Origin of the sequence: Sporosarcina sp. Marseille-Q4943 (assembly GCF_943736995.1) — a bacterium.
In the GTDB taxonomy this organism is placed as follows: Bacteria; Bacillota; Bacilli; order Bacillales_A; family Planococcaceae; genus Sporosarcina.
The window spans coordinates 131,273-152,373 of sequence record NZ_OX031157.1 but is presented as its reverse complement, the minus strand read 5'-3'; the positions used below and the strand labels follow the sequence as shown (position 1 = coordinate 152,373).

The 21,101-nt window shown below is 44.5% G+C and carries 19 protein-coding genes; 16 read left to right on the top strand and 3 right to left on the bottom strand.

Going from position 1 to position 21,101, the window contains the following annotated elements:
- Positions 1–158: 158 nt before the first annotated feature.
- From NIT04_RS09555 to NIT04_RS09525, 7 genes are all read left to right on the top strand, one after another.
- The gene (locus NIT04_RS09555; protein WP_252503389.1) at positions 159–1,412 is read left to right on the top strand and encodes a UV damage repair protein UvrX; all 1,254 of its coding nucleotides are present in this window, start codon (positions 159–161) and stop codon (positions 1,410–1,412) included.
- A 168-nt stretch (positions 1,413–1,580) separates the two neighbouring features.
- Positions 1,581–1,913, top strand: a complete 333-nt coding sequence (locus NIT04_RS09550; protein WP_252503388.1) for a YolD-like family protein — start codon at positions 1,581–1,583, stop codon at positions 1,911–1,913.
- A gap of 74 nt (positions 1,914–1,987) precedes the next feature.
- On the top strand, positions 1,988–3,742 hold the full coding sequence (locus NIT04_RS09545) for an ABC transporter ATP-binding protein (RefSeq protein WP_252503387.1): 1,755 nt from the start codon (positions 1,988–1,990) through the stop codon (positions 3,740–3,742).
- Between the two features lie 5 nt (positions 3,743–3,747).
- Positions 3,748–5,529, top strand: a complete 1,782-nt coding sequence (locus NIT04_RS09540) for an ABC transporter ATP-binding protein (RefSeq protein ID WP_252505064.1) — start codon at positions 3,748–3,750, stop codon at positions 5,527–5,529.
- Positions 5,530–5,908: 379 nt separating this feature from the next.
- The gene (locus NIT04_RS09535) at positions 5,909–6,619 is read left to right on the top strand and encodes a cytochrome c biogenesis CcdA family protein (protein ID WP_252503386.1); all 711 of its coding nucleotides are present in this window, start codon (positions 5,909–5,911) and stop codon (positions 6,617–6,619) included.
- Between the two features lie 43 nt (positions 6,620–6,662).
- Positions 6,663–7,019, top strand: a complete 357-nt coding sequence (locus NIT04_RS09530; protein WP_371922531.1) for a thioredoxin family protein — start codon at positions 6,663–6,665, stop codon at positions 7,017–7,019.
- A 22-nt stretch (positions 7,020–7,041) separates the two neighbouring features.
- Entirely contained in the window at positions 7,042–7,536 is a 495-nt protein-coding gene (locus tag NIT04_RS09525; protein ID WP_252505062.1) for a CcdC family protein, read from the top strand.
- Positions 7,537–7,560: 24 nt separating this feature from the next.
- Here the strand turns inward: NIT04_RS09525 and NIT04_RS09520 are convergent, their stop codons facing one another.
- Positions 7,561–7,983, bottom strand: a complete 423-nt coding sequence (locus NIT04_RS09520) for a DUF2621 domain-containing protein (protein WP_252503385.1) — start codon at positions 7,981–7,983, stop codon at positions 7,561–7,563.
- A gap of 119 nt (positions 7,984–8,102) precedes the next feature.
- Between NIT04_RS09520 and NIT04_RS09515 the strand changes: the two genes are divergently transcribed.
- The 5 genes from NIT04_RS09515 (at position 8,103) to NIT04_RS09495 (ending at position 10,345) form a co-directional block, all read left to right on the top strand.
- Entirely contained in the window at positions 8,103–8,321 is a 219-nt protein-coding gene (locus NIT04_RS09515; protein WP_252503384.1) for a DUF1659 domain-containing protein, read from the top strand.
- 20 nt (positions 8,322–8,341) lie between these two features.
- Complete coding sequence (locus NIT04_RS09510) at positions 8,342–8,560, top strand: DUF2922 domain-containing protein (protein ID WP_252503383.1); 219 nt, start codon at positions 8,342–8,344, stop codon at positions 8,558–8,560.
- A gap of 262 nt (positions 8,561–8,822) precedes the next feature.
- Positions 8,823–8,951: a YvrJ family protein gene (locus NIT04_RS09505; RefSeq protein WP_252503382.1), complete on the top strand. Its 129-nt coding sequence runs from the start codon at positions 8,823–8,825 to the stop codon at positions 8,949–8,951.
- A 109-nt stretch (positions 8,952–9,060) separates the two neighbouring features.
- Entirely contained in the window at positions 9,061–9,660 is a 600-nt protein-coding gene (locus NIT04_RS09500; protein WP_252503381.1) for an SCO family protein, read from the top strand.
- Between the two features lie 25 nt (positions 9,661–9,685).
- Entirely contained in the window at positions 9,686–10,345 is a 660-nt protein-coding gene (locus NIT04_RS09495) for a lytic transglycosylase domain-containing protein (RefSeq protein ID WP_252503380.1), read from the top strand.
- A 51-nt stretch (positions 10,346–10,396) separates the two neighbouring features.
- On the opposite strand, the gene NIT04_RS09490 is transcribed toward NIT04_RS09495, so the two are convergent.
- Both NIT04_RS09490 and NIT04_RS09485 read right to left on the bottom strand, forming a co-directional pair.
- Positions 10,397–10,651 (bottom strand): GlsB/YeaQ/YmgE family stress response membrane protein, encoded by a 255-nt coding sequence (locus NIT04_RS09490; RefSeq protein ID WP_252503379.1) that lies wholly within the window; start codon positions 10,649–10,651, stop codon positions 10,397–10,399.
- Between the two features lie 112 nt (positions 10,652–10,763).
- Positions 10,764–11,309, bottom strand: a complete 546-nt coding sequence (locus NIT04_RS09485; RefSeq protein ID WP_252503378.1) for a cysteine hydrolase family protein — start codon at positions 11,307–11,309, stop codon at positions 10,764–10,766.
- Between the two features lie 278 nt (positions 11,310–11,587).
- On the opposite strand from NIT04_RS09485, the gene acnA reads away from it, so the two are divergent.
- From acnA to thrS, 4 genes are all read left to right on the top strand, one after another.
- Complete coding sequence (gene acnA, locus NIT04_RS09480) at positions 11,588–14,302, top strand: aconitate hydratase AcnA (RefSeq protein ID WP_252503377.1); 2,715 nt, start codon at positions 11,588–11,590, stop codon at positions 14,300–14,302.
- 173 nt (positions 14,303–14,475) lie between these two features.
- Positions 14,476–16,707, top strand: a complete 2,232-nt coding sequence (locus NIT04_RS09475; RefSeq protein ID WP_252503376.1) for an S-layer homology domain-containing protein — start codon at positions 14,476–14,478, stop codon at positions 16,705–16,707.
- 248 nt (positions 16,708–16,955) lie between these two features.
- Positions 16,956–19,190 carry an S-layer homology domain-containing protein gene (locus tag NIT04_RS09470; protein WP_252503375.1) on the top strand — a complete coding sequence of 745 codons (2,235 nt, stop codon included), beginning with the start codon at positions 16,956–16,958 and terminating at the stop codon, positions 19,188–19,190.
- Positions 19,191–19,790: 600 nt separating this feature from the next.
- The gene (gene thrS, locus NIT04_RS09465) at positions 19,791–20,981 is read left to right on the top strand and encodes a threonine--tRNA ligase (protein WP_252503374.1); all 1,191 of its coding nucleotides are present in this window, start codon (positions 19,791–19,793) and stop codon (positions 20,979–20,981) included.
- Positions 20,982–21,101: the final 120 nt, after the last annotated feature.

The following is a 21,101-nucleotide window of genomic DNA, read 5'->3' as shown; positions in this document are numbered from 1 at the left end:
ATGGATGCTTTTTTTGTTTTCAAAAACCGGGGCTAAAAGACTATTCCATAGCAGTCCACTTTCCATTATTGCCAATTGGCAATAAGGACCATTGAATATGAACATTCGTTCCGGGTATACTGTATAGAACAAGTGTTCTTTACGGAGGGATACACGCTATGTACGAGAATTTGCCGGACCGGAAAATTGTATGCCTGGATATGCGGAGTTTCTACGCCAGTTGTGCAGCTGCAATGGAAGGATTGGATGTCATGGATACGCCAATCGCCATCATCGGCAATAAAGAGCGGAAAGGAGGCATCGTCCTGGCTGCTTCTCCCGCCTTGAAAAAGGAATTCGGCGTGCAGACGGGAATGCGGCTATATGAAATTCCCGATGACCCGTCCATACGGCTTATTGAACCGAAAATGCAGTTTTATATCGATGTTTCAATGGAAATCGCGCGCAATTTGAACCGCTACGTGCCGAAGGAGGCAATCCACGTGTATTCCGTCGATGAAAGCTTCATTGACTTAGGAGGAACGGAACGTCTATGGGGTCCCCCTGAAAAAACGGTCGAGAGAATCCAAGATGAGCTTGTCAGCCAATTTCAGCTCAGGTCCGCCTGCGGCATGGGACCGAATATGCTCATGGCGAAGCTGGCCCTTGACCTGGATGCAAAAAAGACCGGCTTTGCCCGCTGGACGTATGCCGATATACCATCGAGGCTATGGCCGGTCGCGCCGCTTAGCCGGATGTGGGGAATCGGCAGCCGGCTTGAAAGGACGTTGAACAATATGGGGATCTTCTCAGTAGGCGATTTAGCCCGCACGCCCCTCGAACGGCTTGAAACGAAATTCGGCATCATGGGCAACCAGTTGTATCATCATGCGCATGGCATCGACTTGTCCGATCTCGGAGCGCCGCTCGTCGAAGGGCAAATCAGCTATGGTAAGGGGCAGATCCTATACCGCGATTACACGAAGCGGGAAGACATCCTCGCGGTCATCCTTGAAATGTGTGAAGACGTCGCATTGCGGGTGAGGGAAGCGTGCAAAGCGGGGCGGACAGTCCATCTGTCGATCGGATATTCGAAGAATTCGCTCGGTGGGGGCTTCGGCCGTTCCCGTTCGCTGCACGAAGCAACGAATGACACGATGACTATTTATCGGCTCTGTACAAAGCTCCTCGACGAATTCCACGACGGCCGTCCGGTGCGGCGCATCGCTATTAGTCTGGCGAATTTGGAAAACGAATATGCCATGCAGCTTAGCTTTTTCGATCAGCATAAATGGCGCAACCGCCAGCTTGGGGAGACGATGGATTCATTGCGTAAAAAATACGGTTCCACGGCCGTGTTGCGTGCAGTTTCCTACACAGACGCAGGAACCGCCGTCCATCGGTCAAAGTTGATTGGGGGACATTACAAATAAATGTTACAGTAAGCTCCGTTGATTGGAGTGGAAGGCGGCGACTCCAGCGGGAAAGCGAGACAGGGGAGACCCCGGAGGGAGCGAAGCGACTGAGGAGGCTCACCGCTCGCCCGCGGAAAGCGTCCGCCTGGAACGGAAATCAACAGTTTTGCAAAGGGAGATGATCCGATGATCCGTGACCGTGGACGTATCAAATGGACGGCGATGATGCTGCCGGAACATGTCGCCCAGCTACGGGAATGGCAAGAGGAAGATGGTTTGCAACTAAGGCAACAGCCCGACGAACAGCAGATCGAACAATGGAACTATCAAATCCACGAGGCCGCAGAAAGAAACCTGCAGCTATCCATCCACTATTGGATCGATGAAAAAGTAGCGGAGAGCAAAGGCTATATCCGAAAAATCGACACCTTGGAAGGGACGATTCATCTCCTTTCCGACAACGGCGAGACACATCGAATCCCGTTTGTCCACCTGAAAAGTATTTCAGAATCCGAATAATTTAAGTTTCGTACCTTTTCTATTGTTCAGACTTTTGATAGACTATTCAAAGATAGAGAAAAAGGGGGATTACTTTGAAAGTCTTACTGCAGCTTGGCTGGTTTTTCAAACAACGGAAGAAACAATATGGACTCGGTGTCGCAGCGCTTGTGTTCGTCTCCTTATTGCAATTGCTTCCTCCGAAAATCATCGGCTTGATCGTCGATGACATTACGGAAGCCACATTGACAGCTTCCGAGCTGACGAAGTGGCTCATCATCTTGGCGTTTGCCGGGATTCTCATGTACGTGTCCCGTTATTACTGGCGCGTCATGATTTTCGGTTCCGCGGTTTTGTTATCGCGGACGATGCGTGAGAAATTATTCAATCATTTTACAAGGATGTCACCTTCTTTTTATCAAAAGAGACGGGTCGGGGATTTAATGGCCCATGCGACAAACGACATCAACGCCGTACAACAGACGGCAGGAATGGGGATATTGACGCTCGTCGATTCCATTTCAACGGGCGGATTCGTCATTTTGACGATGGCATTAACAATCAACTGGAAATTGACAGTCATTGCACTTATTCCGTTTCCATTCATGATTTTCCTGACAAGCTACTATGGAAGATTGTTGCGCCGGCGTTTCCGCTTTGCGCAGGAGGCGTTCTCCAATCTGAATGATAAGACGCAGGAAAGCATTTCTGGCATAAAAGTAATCAAAACATTCGGTCAAGAAAAGGAAGATATTGAAGATTTCACGGATCTTTCAACAGATGTCGTTGCGAAAAATATGAGAGTGGCAAAAGTCGATGCATTGTTTGATCCGACCATCACAGGCATATTTGCAGTATCTTATATTCTATCCTTCTACTTCGGAACAAAATTCATCATTGCAGAGGAAATGTCCATCGGTGACATGGTTGCGTTCAGTACATACCTAGGGTTGCTTGTATGGCCAATGCTCGCTTTCGGATTCCTATTCAACATCGTGGAACGCGGGAACGCTTCGTATAGCCGTATTATGGAGCTGTTGTCGATTGATCCTGATATTAAAGACGTCACAGGAGCAATTGATCGCCGTCCGGAAGGGGATCTCTACTTCGACATCGAAGAATTCAAATTCCCGGACGATGAAAGTCCAGCGCTCTACGACGTCCATTTCACTTTGAAGCGCGGGGAGACGCTCGGCATTGTCGGGAAGACCGGTTCCGGTAAAACGGCAATTCTGAAACTGTTGCTAAGGGAGTTTGAAGGCTATAAGGGAAGCATCGTCTATGGCGGGCACCCGATCAATCAATACAAGCAACAGCGTTTGCGCGAATCAATTGGATACGTTCCACAGGACCATTTCCTGTTCTCAACGACGATTGCGGAAAATATCGCCTTCACGAATCCGAAAATTGATCGGGAAAGGATTTATGAGGCGGCAAGGCTTGCACATATCCATGAAGATATTACAGGATTTGAGGGAGGATATGAGACAGTCGTTGGGGAACGGGGCGTTTCATTGTCCGGCGGCCAGAAGCAACGTGTGTCCATTGCACGTGCGCTGATTATGCAACCTGAATTGCTTATTTTGGACGATTCGTTGTCAGCTGTCGATGCCAAAACTGAAGAAGCAATCCTTGAGTCGCTAAAGCAGACACGAACAGGTGAGACGACGATCATTACATCACACAGACTAAGCGCCATCCAACATGCCCATAAAATAATCGTCATGCATGAAGGAACGATTGTAGAGGCGGGTACGCATGAAGAATTGATTGCGATGAATGGAAGGTATAAAGAAATGTATGACTTGCAGCAATTGGAAGTGCTTGTCGAGCAAGGAGGGGAAGAATGATGCAGATGGAAAAACAGCCAAAATTGACAGCGAAGGACCAATGGAAAGTGTTCAAGCGGTTAATGCGCTATGCAATCCCGCATAAAGTGAGTATCTCGATCGCATTGTTCTTCCTTGTTTTGACGATTACGGGAAGTATTGTCGGACCGCTCATCATCCAATCATTCATCGATAATTACTTGACGCCTCTTCACTTCCCGAAAAACGAAGTAATGACGCTCGCCCTCGTGTATATCGGGCTGCAGATCTTCATTGTCGTTGTGTCCTATTTCCAACAACTCCGTTTCCAAGACATCGCCTTAAAAGTCATTCAACAAATGAGGATTGATGTCTTCACGAAAGTCCAAGGCCTCGGCATGCGCTATTTTGACAGGACGCCGGCCGGAAGCATCGTATCGCGCGTGACGAATGACACGGAATCGATCAAGGAAATGTTCGTCAGCGTCGTCGTCACTTTCCTGCAAGCGATTTTCGTTATTATCGGCGTCTATATTGCGCTCTTTTCGCTTGATGTTAAACTATCAATTGTTTCCATGGTGCTCTTACCGTTATTTATGGCGATCATCGTTGTCTATCGTCGATATAGCGCTGATTTCTATCAGGATATCCGTGAGCGACTGAGCCAATTGAATGCCAAGATTGCAGAATCACTATCAGGCATGGGCATGATCCAAGCTTTCCGGCAGGAGGAGCGGTTGTCGAAGGAATTCGATGACATAAATGAAGGCCATTATCGTGCAGGTATGAGGAACATCAAATTTGATAGTGTGCTATTAGGGCCATTCATCGATTTGTTATATGCGTTCGCCATCGTTTTCGTCCTCGGCTATTTCGGATTCATGTCATTGGACAGTGCAGTAGAAGTAGGAATCATCTATGCATTCACGACGCTGATTGGCCGTCTATTTCAACCGGTCCAACAAGTGATGCAGCGGATGTCTATCTTCCAACAGGCGCTCGTTTCGGCATCGCGTGTATTCAAATTGATGGATGACCCGGATATGGAGCCGGCGCAACAGGAAACAGCACATACGGAAATCAAAGAAGGAACGATCGAATTCCGGAATGTGACGTTTTCATACGACGGTAAGAATGATGTGTTAAAAAACATCTCTTTCACTGCGAATGCCGGCGAAACCGTTGCATTGGTCGGTCATACGGGAAGCGGAAAAAGTTCCATCATCAACTTGCTCATGAGGTTCTATGAATATGACAAAGGAGAGATCCTCATTGACGGAGTCTCCTTGAAAGACTTGCCAAAAGCGGAATTACGGAAGAAAATCGGCCTTGTCCTTCAGGATCCATTCCTGTTCTATGGGGATATTGAGAGCAACATTCGTCTGCATAATGAAGGGATGTCCTCAGAAGAAGTCCGGGCCGCAGCAGAATTCGTCCAAGCGAATGAATTCATTGAAAAACTGCCGGATAAATATTCACAGAAAGTGACAGAGCGAGGATCTACGTTCTCAAGCGGACAGCGCCAACTTGTCGCATTCGCCCGCACAATTGCGACCAACCCGAAAATCCTCGTGTTGGATGAAGCGACAGCGAACATTGACACGGAAACGGAAGTTGCCATCCAAGCAAGCTTGGAAAAAATGCGTAGGGGCCGTACGACAATTGCCATCGCCCATCGTTTGAGTACAATCCAGGACGCGGAGCTCATCCTCGTCCTCCACCAAGGCGAAATCGTCGAACGTGGAAACCACCAGCAATTATTGGCGCAAAGAGGCCTTTACTATATGATGTACCAACTGCAAAACGGTCTCGTGGAAGACGCCATGTAACGAACCGGTTCGCCAACGCATCTCTTGCGGAGGCGAGCCGGTTTTCTAATGTTGTCTAGCTCCGAGTGGGCAAAAGAATTCCTTAATTTCTGCAGAAAACGCAGAAATACGGCAAATCGAACCCTGCGCAGTTCGATTTGCTCGGGTCATAAGTCAGCTCTACTGTACGGCAAAGATCGCCGTTTCGCAGATCTGTCTTATGCCTGTCGCAGCTAAAGCCGTAACGGAGAACGGCTTTTGCGAGTAAAAGCAAAGCGTTACGAGCAATGTCCCGCCACCCTCCGCTTTTCTTTGTTCATAAAGTATTCACAGTTAAAATAAGCGAAATCCGTCTTCGGATTTGATACGATGGGGAAAGAAACATGAAGGGGAGAGAATGATGGCAACTGATTTAAATATTTTTCTAGCATTTGGCGCAGGTTTTCTCAGTTTCATTTCGCCTTGCGTCCTGCCATTGTATCCGGCATTCATATCTTACATTACCGGCATGTCGATCGAAGAGCTGAAATCGGATTCGAAACGGATGAATCGGAATGGCATGCTCCATACAATTTTCTTTTTAATCGGGTTTTCGGTCGTATTCGTCTTTTTAGGATTTAGTACATCTTTTGTTGGCAATTTCTTTATACAATACAAGGATCTACTCAGACAAATCGGGGCCATTTTCATTGTTTTGTTCGGACTGATGGTCATCGGTCTATTTACACCGAAGTTTTTAATGAAAGAGCATCGACTGCAATTTAAAAATCGTCCCGCCGGTTATTTAGGGACAGCTTTAATCGGACTCGCCTTCTCTGCAGGATGGCAACCTTGCATGGGACCGATCATCGGTGCGATTATCGGGCTCGCAGCAGCAAATCCAGGATCCAGCATGTTGTATATGATGATGTATGTGCTCGGTTTTGCGATTCCATTTTTCGTCTTGTCATTTTTCATTACAAGGCTCGGCTGGATTCGCAGAAACAGCAATCTAATTATGAAAGTCGGCGGTTATATTATGATTGCCTTCGGATTGTTGCTATTCTTTGACGGCATTGTCTATCTAACAAGCTTATTGAGCCCGATATTCGGGGATTTCCAAGGGTTTTAACAACGCCCGCCAAAGCCTCCGAGCATTTTGCTAGGAGGCGTAATTGATTTTTGAAGTGGAGGAACTGCCGATGGAAGAGATCGGGTCTTTTGAACAATGGTTGGATATATCGGCGAGTAAGCCACGGCTATTATTGTTTGTAAAAACGGATTATTGTTCCGTCTGCGAAGGGCTTTATCCGCAAGTGGCCAGCCTACAAGAACAATATCCAATCCCATTTTATAAAGTGAATGCGGCGCAAGTCCCTGAAATGGCGGGACAGCTCGCTTTATTCACCGCCCCGGTCGTTCTTCTATTCCATAAAGGAAAGGAAACGGCCAGGTTTGCCAGATTTGTTCAGATGGAACAGCTGAAACACCGGTTGGATGAGTTGGCAGGGTGGGGGGACTGGTATGCTTAAACTTCAGGAAATCATTGATTACATTTTCAATGAAATCCCTTCCGTCTACTTGATTGTTGGTTCAACGCTGCTGTTCCTATTCATGGGGACATTGGCGTTCATTGTGCGTACGAAAGCGGCAAAAAGGCCGATTTCACCCAAAAAAATCATATTGCCACCGCTGTTCATGTCAACAGGGGCGCTCATGTTTCTGTTTGAAGAATTCAGGGTGCCCTTGCCTCAAGTCATCGAATCGATCTGTGTCGGACTGTTGTTTTCAATTGTATTAATTAAAACGACGAACTTTGAGGAGAAGGGTGAAAAGCTTTACGTCAAAAAGTCGAGAGCATTCCTAATCATCCTCTTCGGCCTGCTCATAGTACGTTTTATTGCAAAATTGATTTTAAGTAGCTCCATCGACGTCGGGGAGCTAGGCGGCATGTTCTGGATATTGGCATTCGGCATGATCGTGCCATGGCGGATCGGAATGCTTGTGAAATATTTCAAACTGAAAAATCGCATTAAAAAAGCCTCCTAATTCAATAGGAGGCCTTTTTGAGTCTTAAAATAAATGCTCGTAAGGAGTGAGGTCGATTTCCATGGAATCCAGTTTCCTTCGTAGAAATTTATGATCGCGTTTTGGGGTGGCGACGATATAACCGCGGATAATATGATCAAAGCCAATTGTCTTAGCACGGTCCTCCAACGCAATCTGACCGATTTTAGCGGCGATTTTCTGTTTCGCGACGTCACGGAATAATTCCGGAACGGGGCTGACGAGTTCATTCAATAAACTTTTCGCTTCCTCATTCCAGAGATGAAGGGATTCATTCACATAATGTTCTTCCCAGTCAAGCGTCGATTTGCCGTCTGCCTTCGGAAACACTTTCAGGAATTTGCGGAACATGAAGAAGCCCCCGATTCCGAAAAGCCCGATCAGGACGACACACCAAAAAATGATGAACCATATAAACAAGTCTTGCAACTATCTTCACCTCTTCCATTCTACTCCCCATTATAAGAGCATTTTCAAAAAAATACACGGACAAAGTATCCTTTCTCTGTTTCCTAGTCTATATAGAGGGTGAAAGGAGGGGAAAGCAAATGGCGACAATCGAATTCAGACATGCAGTTGGAAAAGTGTATTTCGACGGTGGTATGACAGGTGATGGGAAAATGATCCGCAAGTCAAAAACCTATCGTAATCTGGCAGCAGGTGCAACTGCGGAAAATCTGTATGATGCTCTTTCACAATTGGCACAGCTCTCCGCATATCCATTTATCGGGGCGGAGAAAGTGGAAACAGCAGACATTATGAACTAATGGAAAAGGGGGAATGAGAAATGGCGAAGACATTACAATTGAGCTTCACGACAGCTGAAGGGAAGCAGACGTCGCTTACTGTGGACGAACCGAAGGACGGGTTGACGCCGGCAGAGGTGGAAGCTGCCATGCAGCAAATCATCAATTCAGGCGTGTTTGAAGTGGATGGCTCCCCGCTTGAATCGATCAAAAGCGCTCGTATCGTAGAGCGGATTGTCACGGAACTTGTAAAGGCATAAGGCATAATTGGCTCCCAGTCCCGGACTGGGGGCTTTTTGAATTCCAATCCAGCAAAAGGGCGTCACTTTGCATCTTCGCCTTATGCCTGAGGCCGGCAGGAAGCCGGTCATTCAGTCGTTGAGGCTCGCAGGATGCGAGTCATGCGACCGTTGCGACACGATGTCGTGGATTTAGGTCGCCTTCCTCTTGACGCGGCACACTTAGACTGCGAACCTCTGCTAGGCAGGCGCCCTGCGCTTTATAAGAGAGGAGGGTTTCAAAATGGAACAATGGCTGGATTTCATACAGCAGATCGGTTTTCCGATCTTTGTATCATTCTACCTGTTGCACCGGCTTGAGACGAAACTGGAAGCGATTCACAAAGCGCTCGTTTCATTAAATGTGAAATGAACTTCACTGAAACGTCAATGTTTGGACAAGAACGATTAGGCCATGCGGTTGTTTGATAACCAACCATCCTCTATGATAAAGTAAGTATTGAAAGTGGAGGAGTCTGTATATGCGTAAAAAAATATTTTTATCATCCGTCATGATACTTATGCTATTATTGAGCGCATGTTCAATGGGCGGATTCAAAGCGGATCATAAGTATAAGATTGACCCGTTCGAGTTCACGAATCAGCATCATGAGCAAGTATCACTAGACGAATTGAAGGGGACTGTCTGGATTGCCCAGTTCGTCTTCACAAATTGTGAAACCGTTTGTCTACCGATGATGGCAAATATGGCAGATCTTCAGAAGATGCTGCATGACGAAGGCGTCGAAGATTATAAAATTGTCTCATTTAGCGTAGATCCTAAAAATGACACACCCGAAGCTTTGCAAGAATACTTGGATACATTTGATCCTGTCGACCAAAGCAAATGGGAAATGTTGACGGGGTATAGCCAAGAAGCGATTGAGAATTTAGCAATCAGCTCTTTCAAGACATTTGTCAGCAAAACGCCAGGGGTGGACCAAGTCACCCACGGAGTTGCATTCAGCTTGGTCAATAAAGACGGAGTGTCCGTAAAGACGTATAATGGTGCGGAAGACGTACCATTCGAGGAAATTGTAAGTGATATGAAAGCGCTCATTAAAGAAGAGCCTAAATCGTAACGAGAATGAAGAAAAGGGTGGTGCAGTGAAGAAGAAAAAAAAGGGATTATCGATCAAAACGAAACTATTCATGATCGTTTTGCTGATCCCCGTTGCTGTAACCACCTTCACCTTATCGGCAATCATTTGGACAGGCATCCAAAATCCCGAACTCATTAAGAAATCCGCAAGCACTTTGCTAGAGTTTCAGGATAGGCACACAGCATTGGTCATTCCTGAAAAGTATATTCCGGTCTACAAAGCGGCTGCAGAGGAGTACAATATACCTTGGACTCTTCTCGCCGCCCACCATCGGATTGAAACCCGTTTTTCAACGATGGATCCATTGTTGTCTCCTGCAGGTGCGGAAGGGCATATGCAGTTCATGCCATGCACATTCGTTGGTTGGGGATATCCGGGCTGTGAAGGGCTCGGAAAAGGGAATATACCGGATAAGGACAAGACTGATCCCGCCGTCATTCAAAAGTATGGAGGGTATGGGGTCGATGCTAACGGTGATGGAGTCGCCGATCCGTTTGATATAGAAGATGCTGTATACAGCGCCGCGCACTATTTGTCCAAAAGTGGGGCGGCCGACGGGGAGATTGAAAAAGCGATATTCCATTACAACCATAGCGACAAATATGTCGAAGATGTCTTATGGTTTTTCAATGAATTTGAAAACCAAAGACTCGAAAACGAATAAAAAAAGCGTCAAGGGAAAAATCCCTTGACGCTTTTTCATGCACTTTGACAATTAAGTAGCTCTACGCATCGACTTCATAATCAAGCTCACAATAAACACTAGGATAATCGCGCCGAGCAATGCAGGAAGGATATAGAAGTCTGAAACTTTAGGACCCCATGATCCGAGCAACATTCCACCGATCCACGCACCGACAATACCTGCAATGATATTACCGATGATTCCGCCTGGAATGTCTTTTCCTAGAATAAGGCCTGCGAGCCAACCGATAATTCCTCCGATAATTAGAAACCAAATAAAACTCATTTAATCCATCTCCTTTTTAGTAATTCATAATTGCTTATGTAGTATTTGGATATCCGTTTTCTCCATACCTTAAACATATATCGCAATAGAATTACTAAAAAAAACATCATCATTAGCGGATGACTTTGGCTCCTAACGTCTTTTCAAAATGTCGAAGCGCCCATTCGTGGCCAGCCGGATCGAAGCTCGCCACACCTTTTTCATGGATGACGATATCAAAGCCCCGATTATATGCATCAACCGATGTATGAAGAATGCAGATGTCCGTACAGACGCCGACAAGATGCAATTCAGTTATCCCACGTGCGCGCAGCTGTAATTCAAGGTCAGTTCCTGCAAAGGCGCTAAAACGCGTTTTATCCATCCAAACAATCTGATCCTTATTCTCTTCATATAAAGTTTGAAGCGTGCCATATAAATCCCGTCCTGGTGTCCCTTTAATGTTATGGGGAGGAAACATTTTCGTTTCTGGATGATACGGATCATTTTTTTCATGAAGGTCGACAGGCATAATGATAAGATCGCCTTGATTCAAAAATTCTTTCGTCAAGTCGACGATATACGTTTCGAGGTCTATGCCGGGTTGGCCGCAAGTCAGAGCACCATCCTCCGCAACGAAATCACATGTGTAATCGATTACTAACAATGCTTTTTTCACAATCCCACTCCCTTTACATATCTTCCTACTCATCATGCCATATATATAGAAAAAATTCAGTAGAATTCTAACATTTGAATCTAAAACTTTGCACGTACAAGTCTTTCAGAATATACTTGGCAGTGAGCGGACTCTCTATGCCTTCATACATATGGTCATCATGTTTTCTTATGAAAGACTATAATTTATATGTATTTTACTTATCAACAAAGCTGTACTATGATGGAGTAGAGAAACGCTTACACACAACCTTTTCAATAGATAAAGGAGGAATAACAATGGCAAAAAGCAATTTGCACAACAGCCGCCAATCATTCGAATTGAATGGCAAGACGTATAACTACTATCGTCTAAAAGCCCTCGAAGAAGCTGGCATTGCGAATATTTCCAAACTACCTTATTCAGTAAAAGTGCTACTTGAATCCGTCCTGCGCCAACATGACGGTTATGTGATCAAAGACGAACACGTTGAAAACTTGGCAAAATGGGGCAAGGATGCAGATAAGGACGCAGAAGTCCCTTTCAAACCTTCCCGTGTCATACTGCAAGACTTCACTGGAGTACCAGTTGTCGTTGACCTTGCATCACTTCGTTCAGCAATGGCTGAAATGGGCGGCGATCCAAATAAAATCAATCCTGAAATCCCGGTGGACCTCGTTATCGACCACTCCGTACAAGTTGACCGCTACGGTACACAGGATGCACTCCGCCTTAACATGGAACTTGAATTCGAACGTAACGCTGAGCGTTATCAATTCCTGAGCTGGGCACAAAAAGCTTATGATAACTACCGTGCTGTCCCTCCTGCGACAGGTATCGTTCACCAAGTCAACCTTGAGTACCTTGCTGCTGTTGTCCATGAAGTGGAAAACGAAGACGGCACATTTGAAACATATCCAGATACACTTGTCGGTACGGACTCCCATACGACGATGATCAATGGAATCGGTGTTCTAGGATGGGGCGTTGGCGGTATCGAAGCTGAAGCTGGAATGCTTGGGCAGCCTTCATACTTCCCAATTCCTGAAGTTATCGGTGTAAAACTCGTTGGAGAGCTACCAAACGGAACGACAGCGACTGACCTTGCACTTAAAGTGACACAAACACTTCGTGCGCATGGCGTAGTCGGTAAATTCGTCGAGTTCTTCGGACCTGGAGTTTCCAAATTACCTCTTGCGGACCGTGCAACGATTGCAAACATGGCGCCTGAATACGGTGCTACTTGCGGCTTCTTCCCAGTTGATGAAGAATCACTTGATTACATGCGCTTAACTGGACGTGAAGAAGAACATATCCAAGTCGTTAAGAAATATCTTGAAGAGAACGACATGTTCTTCACTCCGGATAAAGAAGATCCGACATACACAGAAGTTATTGAAATCGATCTTACGAAAATTGAAGCAAACCTCGCTGGACCGAAACGTCCTCAAGATTTGATTCCGCTTTCGGACTTACAGCGTTCATTCAAGGATTCCGTCGTGGCTCCGGAAGGGAACCAAGGATTCGGATTGACGCCGAAAGAATTTGAAAAGAAAGCAACAGTAGAGTTCGCGGATGGCCGTACAGTCGGCATGAAAACAGGTGACCTTGCGATTGCAGCAATCACTTCTTGTACAAACACGTCCAACCCTTACGTTATGTTAGGTGCGGGTCTTGTTGCGAAGAAAGCTGTCGAAAAAGGGCTTACACCTCCTGCATACGTGAAAACGTCACTGGCGCCAGGTTCAAAAGTCGTAACAGGTTATTTGGAAGACTCCGGTCTCTCAAAATACTTGGATCAAATCGGATTCAACACAGTCGGTTACGGATGTACGACATGTATCGGAAACTCCGGTCCGCTTCTTCCTGAAATCGAAAAAACGATTACTGCAAACGACCTGTTAGTTTCATCCGTACTATCCGGTAACCGTAACTTCGAAGGACGTATCCATCCGCTCGTAAAAGCAAACTACTTGGCTTCACCGCCACTTGTCGTCGCTTATGCGCTAGCTGGAACTGTCGATATCGACTTCGAAAAAGATCCGATCGGCAAAGCGAAAGACGGTACAGATGTATACTTCAAAGACATCTGGCCATCTTCGGAAGAAGTGAAGGAAGTCGTAAAAGCGACAGTAACACCTGATCTATTCCGTAAAGAGTATGCTCGTGTATTCACAGAAAACGAAGCGTGGAACGCAATTGAAACGACAGACGATTCGTTGTACGATTTCGATGAAAAATCGACATATATTCAAAACCCGCCGTTCTTCGAAGGTCTATCCAAAGAGCCTGCTGATATTCAAGCTCTTTCCGGACTTCGTGTCATCGGTAAATTCGGCGATTCGATCACAACGGACCATATTTCTCCTGCAGGTGCGATCGGTAAAGATACGCCAGCTGGTAAATACTTGCGCGAACACGGCGTAGAGCCACGCTACTTCAACTCTTACGGTTCCCGTCGTGGTAACCATGAAGTGATGATGCGCGGTACGTTTGCGAATATCCGTATCCGTAACCAAATTGCGAAAGGCACTGAAGGCGGCTATACAACGTACTGGCCGACAAAAGAAATCTGCCCGATTTATGACGCAGCTATGCGATATCAGGAAGATGGAACAGGCCTAGTAATCCTTGCAGGCAAAGACTACGGCATGGGCTCTTCACGTGACTGGGCTGCTAAAGGTACTTCATTACTTGGCATCAAAACAGTCATCGCGGAAAGCTACGAGCGTATTCACCGTTCAAACCTTGTCATGATGGGTGTTCTTCCACTTCAATTCTTGAATGGCGAAAGTGCAGAAACACTTGGCCTCACAGGCGAAGAGGAAATTAGCGTAAACATCGCGGAAGGCGTAAAACCACGCGATATCCTAAAAGTGACAGCAACTGCAAAAGACGGCTCCGTCAAAGAGTTCGACGTGTTGGCACGTTTCGACTCTGACGTGGAAGTCGACTACTACCGTCACGGCGGAATCCTTCAAATGGTTCTTCGTGATAAAATGAAAAACAACTAATAGAAACAACAAAGGCGCCCGAGAAAATCGGGCGTTTTTTTTGTGTATTAATCTTTACTCAAGATGCTCTTTATTGCAATGAAACTTCATCTCGTTCTATTCTTCGACGGACAATCATATAATCTAAAGATTGCTTACAAACGTACAAATATATGAATTTTAGGAGGATTATTTTGGCGAAAATCAAAAAACTAGGTTTGATTGTCACCTCTTCTGTATTGTCTTTTGGCATGTTTTCATCAATGGTCAATGCTTCAACTTCAGAGAATGGACAACCAGAAAAAGTACGAATCCAAGTCGCTTCCACTGATACTGCCATCACGAAAGATCAATTGATCAATAAGTTTCGGAAGATGTTCCCCAATCAATTTGATTTCTTGACGAACAGTGATTTTCAAATGAGCAGTGCGCATATTTTCCCTGAGGACGAAACGGTGCGGCATGATTTATATTTTACCAAAACCATTAATGGCAAGCGGGTATATGGGAATATAGGGTTTGTCGGCGAGGAATTGGACATTGAGTACTTTTCCTATCAGCCTCCTAACGTCACGGATGCTTTATTCCCGGCAAAGGTATCAAAAGAGGAAGCAAAAAAAATAGCAGAAGATTTCATGAAAAAATTTCTTGACGGAAAAGAGTATCAGTTAGAAACGGATACGTTCAACTATTATCCGCAACAGATTTTAACAGAGCCGGTGCGCTACTCATTTTCATACACACGTACGGAAAACAAAATTTCCATCGCCGATCAAAGAATGGAAGTATCCGTTTTAGGCAACGGTGAAGTCGTAAGTTTTTATAAGATGTCCTCACGTTCCAAATCATCGACCTTTGATGATGCCACAAAAATTAAAGAAAAGAATGAAATGGTGAAGAAAGTAAAAGATAATCTGTCTGTAGAATTGAATTATCAAATCAACTACGATTACCGAACAAGCGACCGCAACGTACAGCTCGTATATCGGCCAACGGCAAAATTGCAAGGAATTGAAGCGGCAACAGGGAAGTGGATGACTGCAAACGGCTACTCAGCAGACCTTCCGAGCAAGACGAAAATTGAAAAGATCACAGCAAATCCGATTCCTGCAAAGCAGGATGGAATTACTGTAGAAGAAGCGAAAAAGATTGCCGAACAATTTCTTGCTGTCGATTCTGAAAAAGTTACATTAAGGATCGAGTCAATTCATGAAATGGAGAACTATAATGGGGTTCCAGTCATTTACGTACAATACATGTATCAGTATGCAAATGGCGGATCAGGAGGAAGTTTAGAACTCAATAAAAATACAGGTGAAATTATTCACTACTATAATATGAAAGATCACCTGATGAAGGAAATTGGAGAGAATCCTAAAAAAGAGAAAAGCCTTTCCAAACAAGAGGCACTCAGCCAAGCTGTTAAGCATTTGAAACAATGGGTCCCTTCCTATCTTCATAACTATGCGATGCCGATAGAAGAACCTTATTTTGACGAAGTATTGGGTACGTATCAGTTTTCCTTCCCTAGAGTTGTAAATGGAATTGTCGTCAATGGCGATCAAATTCATGTCGGGATAGCGGCTGACGGTTCTTTAAACAGCTTGAGTGTCAATTATCAAGAAATCGAAAACTGGCCATCGAGCGACGGTGTTATTTCCGAGCAAGAGGCTAAAAAGATTTTGGAAGAGGCGCTTAACCTGAGGCTTACGTATATGAAACATGCGAAAAGTGAAAAAGAAAATCATTATGACCTCGTCTATGTACCAGTATTCAACGATGACCCATTTAGTTATTTGAATGCCGATACAGGGGAATGGAATAACCCGTTTAATGGAAAAGATTCAATAACCGTATCACATGCTTGGGCAGAAGAAGAGCTCAATTATCTCATTAACGCCAAAGTGTTGGATGTGAAGGATACTAAAAGCTTTAACGGTGATGCTGCCATTTCAAAAGGGGAAGCATTGAAAGTGCTCATGAACTCACTCACCTATTTCTATTATGGCGGATATTACTTCGGCCAGGAAGAATTGAACCAAACATTTGATAATATAGATCCAAAACACCCGTTATATCAGGAGATTGAACGTGCGGTTGAAGCAGGTATCATTAATGCGGATGGAAAGAACTTCGATGTCGATGCACCAGTCACAAGGGAAGAACTATCGGTTTGGATGATCCGGGTGTTGGGGCTAGAGCAGGCAGCAAAGGATAGCAATATTTTCAAGCTTGGTTTTGCAGACGCAGATAAGGTTCAATCCAAAAATACAGGTTATGTAGCTATAGCAAACTCGTTAGGTTTATTAAAGGAAGAGCAAAACAGGTTCAACCCTAATCGTGAAGTGTCCTATGCAGAATTGGCAGTGTCAACGATTCGACTTGCTCATGCAATTGCTGAAAATGGAAGAGGGTTGCGGTATTAGTCAATAGGTAATCTGAAATTGAGTGTCGGTAGGACCGCATTCTTCCCTATATTGGGAGGAATGCGGTTTTTTACGCCTTCATAAAATACATAATTTGACTTTACATAACAGGATTTAACAGATACAATATACATAATTATTAATAATTTATATATTTTGTAATTTTAAAGAATATGAATTGCAAAATATAGGAAGTGGAGGGCTAAATAAAAAAGATTCCAACATTACACAAACTTAGGGGGATTATGATGGCGAGATTTAAAAAAGTAGGTATGATTTTAACCTCATCTGTTTTGTCTCTTGGCATGTTTTCATCGCTAGCAGATGCTTCATCTGCAGTAAATGGACAACCTGAAAAAGTACGAATCCAAGTCGCTGCCACTGATATTATCGTCACGAAAGAAGATTTGATCAAGAAGTTTCGGGAAATGTTCCCGAGTCAGTTTGACTTTTTAACAAATAATGATTTCCAAGTGAGAAGTTCGCATATTTATCCGGAAGATGACACGATACGGCATGATCTATTTTTTACAAAGACCATTAATGGGAAGCAGGTATACGGGAATGTAGGTTTTGTTGGAGAGGAACCGGAAATTGAGTATTTTTCCTATCAACCTTCTAATGTGAAGGATGCTCTGTTCCCTCCAAAAGTCTCAAAAGAAGAAGCAAAAAAAGTAGCAGAAGATTTTATGAAGAAGTTTCTTGACGAAAAAGACTATCAATTAGAAATGAACACTTTCAACTATTATCCACAACAGATCTTAACAGAGCCGATTCGTTACACATTTACTTTTGCTCGTACAAAAAATCAGGTCTCGATTGCTGACCAAAGATTGGATGTATCTGTTCTAGGGAATGGTGAAATCGTTGGTTTTCAAAAGATGTCTCCACAAGCTACATCATCCACCTTTGACGATATTACACAAGTAAAAGACAAGAATGAGTTAGTAAAGAAAGTAAAAGAAAATCTTTCTGTAGAATTGAATTATCAAATTAACTACGATTACCAAACGAGCGACCGCACTGTAGAGCTTGTCTACCGACCGTCTGCAACATTGCAAGGCGTTGAAGCGGCAACAGGGAAGTGGATGACTGCAAATGGTTACACGTCAGAATTTCCAGGTAAGACAAAAATTGAAAAGATTGCAGCAAATCCACTCCCGGCAAAACAGGACGGAATCACAGTAGAAGAAGCGAAGAAGATCGCCGAACAATTACTTGCGATTGATTCTGATAAAATAAAATTAACGATCGAGTCAGTTCAGGAAAGAGAAAACTACAATGGAATGCCAGTTATTTCAGTCCAATATATGTATCAGTATAGAAATGGAGGAAGTGGATCAAGTTTAGAAATCAATAAATATACAGGCGAAATTGTCAACTACCACAATATGAAGGATCACCTGCTATCGGACTTCGGAGAGGATTCTAAAAACGAGGATGGCCTTTCCCAACAGGAGGCACTTAACCAAGCTGTGAAGTTACTAAAGGAATGGGTCCCTTCCTATTTGCATAACTATGCAATGCCTGTAGGAGAACCTTATGTTGACGAACGAGTAGGTTCGTATCATTTCACATTCCCAAGAGTCGTAAACGGGATTATCGTCAATGGAGATCAGATTTATGTATCGATAGCGGCTGACGGTTCTTTAAACGGTCTGAATGTTGATTATCAAGAGATGGAAAGCTGGCCATCGAGCGATGACGTAATTTCCGAACAAGAGGCAAAAGCATTAATCGAAGAGGCGCTTAGCCTTAAGCTCACATATATGAAGCATGCGAAAAGTGGTAAGGAAAATCATTATGATCTCGTCTATTTGCCTGTATTTAACGAGGAACCGTATGGTTATGTGGATGCTCATACAGGAGAATGGAATAACTTGTTTAGCGGCAGAAATTCAGTCACCGTTTCACATCCTTGGGCGGAAGAGGAGCTCAATTATCTCATTAACGCCAAAGTGTTGGATGTGAAAGACGGAAAGAGTTTTAACCCCGATGCTGCCATTTCAAAAGGGGAAGCATTGAAAGCGGTTATGAACTCGCTCACCTATTTCTATCGTGGCGGTTACTACTTCGGACAGGAAAACATGAACCAATCGTTCGACAATATCGATTCGAAACATCCGTTATATCAGCAAATTGAGCGTGCGGTTGAATTGGGGATCATCAAAGCGGAAGGAAATAACTTCGATGTCGATTCGCCGATCACAAGAGAAGAACTTTCGGTTTGGATGATCCGCGTTTTAGGTCTGGAGCAGGCTGCGAAAGATAGCAGCATCTTTAAATTAGGCTTTACTGACGCCGACAAGGTACAATCTGCGAATGCAGGTTATGTAGCGTTGGCAAATTCACTAGGCTTGGTAAAAGAGGAGCAAAACGCGTTCAATCCTAAGCGTGAAGTGACGTATGCAGAGTTGGCGGTGTCAACGATTCGGCTAGCGCATGCAATCGCTGAAAGTGGAAGAAATCTTCGGTATTATTAACCGACAAACGATATCGGATTATTCCCCATTGACATAGACGGAATGGTCGCATATAATACAATAAAATTAATTATCAATTAACAAGCGTTGAGAAGGACATGAATCATTTCGAATGCTTTACCAGAGAACAGGACCCCGGCTGAAAGTCCTGTAGCGGAAAAGATGATTAACCACCTTTGAGCTATCATAGAGGACTGCGGCTAGCGGAAAACTATGATCGGGAGACCGTTATCGATTGAGCGCCATATTTAAACATGGCGAAATCAGGGTGGCACCACGACCGCATTCGTCCCTTTACTAGGGAGGAATGCGGCTTTTTTATTTTCATACAAAAGCATTGAGAAGGACATGAATCATTTCGGAAGCTTTGCCAGAGAACAGGACCATGGCTGGAAGTCCTGTAGCGGAAGAAATGATTTACCGCCTTTGAGCTATCGTAGAGGACTGCTATTGCAGAAAACTACGATCGGGAGACCGTTATATCGTTTGAGCGCGCATGATGTAACCATGCCGGAATCAGGGTGGCACCACGACCGCATTCGTCCCTTTACTAGGGAGGAGTGCGGTTTTTTATTTTTAAACAACATAGGAGGAATTGAAATGTCAGGACAAATGGATATTGAAAAAAGGAATCATCGAAAATTAGGCCAGGAGCTTGAATTGTTCATGTCGTCAGAGGATGCGCCAGGCATGCCATCCTATTTGCCGAAAGGGATGATTGTTCGTAATGAGATAGAGCAGTTTTGGAAACGGAAGCATCAGGAGACGGGGTATGAGGAGATTAAGACTCCGATCATGATGAAGCAGGAGCTGTGGGAACAATCCGGCCATTGGGATCACTACCATGAAAACATGTATTTCTCGGACGTGGATGAACAGCAATATGCTTTGAAACCGATGAATTGCCCAGGTGCTATGCTTATATTTAATCATAAACGGAGAAGTTACCGGGAATTGCCGATCCGCTACGCTGAATTGGGATTAGTACATCGTCATGAATTATCTGGATCATTGAATGGACTATTACGTGTTCGTGCATTTACACAAGATGATGCGCATCTATTCGTCCGGAAAGACCAAATTGAAGGGGAAATTGATCGAGTGTTGGATTTGATTGACGACATCTATTCGGAGTTCGGTTTCAGCTATGAAGTCGAATTATCGACAAGGCCAGAAAATTATATGGGGTCCGTCGATTTATGGAATGAAGCGGAACAGTCATTGGAAGAGGTGTTGAAACAAAGAGGTATGGCCTATCGGATAAACGAAGGGGATGGAGCGTTCTACGGGCCGAAAATCGACTTTCACATATTGGATTCGTTAGGGCGAAGCTGGCAGTGCGGAACAGTTCAACTGGATTTCCAAATGCCCGAAAAGTTCAATTGTCGGTATATTAATGAACAAAATGAATCCGAATACCCGATTATCATCCATCGCGCCATTTACGGTTCCGTCGAGAGATTCCTTGCCATCCTTGTTGAGCATTACGCGGGAGAATTCCCCTTATGGCTCGCCCCGGAACAAGTAAGAATCATTCCTATTTCCAATAAGCATGTTTCCTATGCGAATGAGGTGAAAAGGAAACTTGCTGCAAAAGGGTTCCGCGTAAAAGTGGATGACCGTGCTGAGAAAATGGGGTTGAAGATACGGGAGTCGGAGAAGCAGAAAGTTCCTTACATGATGATCGTCGGTGACCAGGAAGTCGAGCAGCAAATGGTTTCCGTTCGGAAGCGGAAAGAGGGAGATCTTGGTCAAGTGAAGGTGGAGGAATTGTTGGATGAACTTAAATGACCGTACTCTGCTGCAAAGTAGTTGAAGTGAACAAGGGCTAAGCGAACAAACCGCTTAGTCCTTTCTTTATTTCTTTTCAAAAGTAATAGAGTTATAATTAAGAAAATATAGAAATGCGGG

Bases quoted from the DNA above. Each gene is read 5' to 3' on its own strand.
- NIT04_RS09500 (WP_252503381.1), top strand. From the start codon at position 9,061: ATGCGTAAAAAAATATTTTTATCATCCGTCATGATACTTATGCTATTA.
- NIT04_RS09470 (WP_252503375.1), top strand. From the start codon at position 16,956: ATGGCGAGATTTAAAAAAGTAGGTATGATTTTAACCTCATCTGTTTTG.
- NIT04_RS09515 (WP_252503384.1), top strand. From the start codon at position 8,103: ATGGCGACAATCGAATTCAGACATGCAGTTGGAAAAGTGTATTTCGAC.
- acnA (WP_252503377.1), top strand. From the start codon at position 11,588: ATGGCAAAAAGCAATTTGCACAACAGCCGCCAATCATTCGAATTGAAT.
- thrS (WP_252503374.1), top strand. From the start codon at position 19,791: ATGTCAGGACAAATGGATATTGAAAAAAGGAATCATCGAAAATTAGGC.
- NIT04_RS09490 (WP_252503379.1), bottom strand. From the start codon at position 10,651: ATGAGTTTTATTTGGTTTCTAATTATCGGAGGAATTATCGGTTGGCTC.
- NIT04_RS09505 (WP_252503382.1), top strand. From the start codon at position 8,823: ATGGAACAATGGCTGGATTTCATACAGCAGATCGGTTTTCCGATCTTT.
- NIT04_RS09555 (WP_252503389.1), top strand. From the start codon at position 159: ATGTACGAGAATTTGCCGGACCGGAAAATTGTATGCCTGGATATGCGG.
- NIT04_RS09540 (WP_252505064.1), top strand. From the start codon at position 3,748: ATGGAAAAACAGCCAAAATTGACAGCGAAGGACCAATGGAAAGTGTTC.
- NIT04_RS09550 (WP_252503388.1), top strand. From the start codon at position 1,581: ATGATCCGTGACCGTGGACGTATCAAATGGACGGCGATGATGCTGCCG.
- NIT04_RS09535 (WP_252503386.1), top strand. From the start codon at position 5,909: ATGGCAACTGATTTAAATATTTTTCTAGCATTTGGCGCAGGTTTTCTC.
- NIT04_RS09510 (WP_252503383.1), top strand. From the start codon at position 8,342: ATGGCGAAGACATTACAATTGAGCTTCACGACAGCTGAAGGGAAGCAG.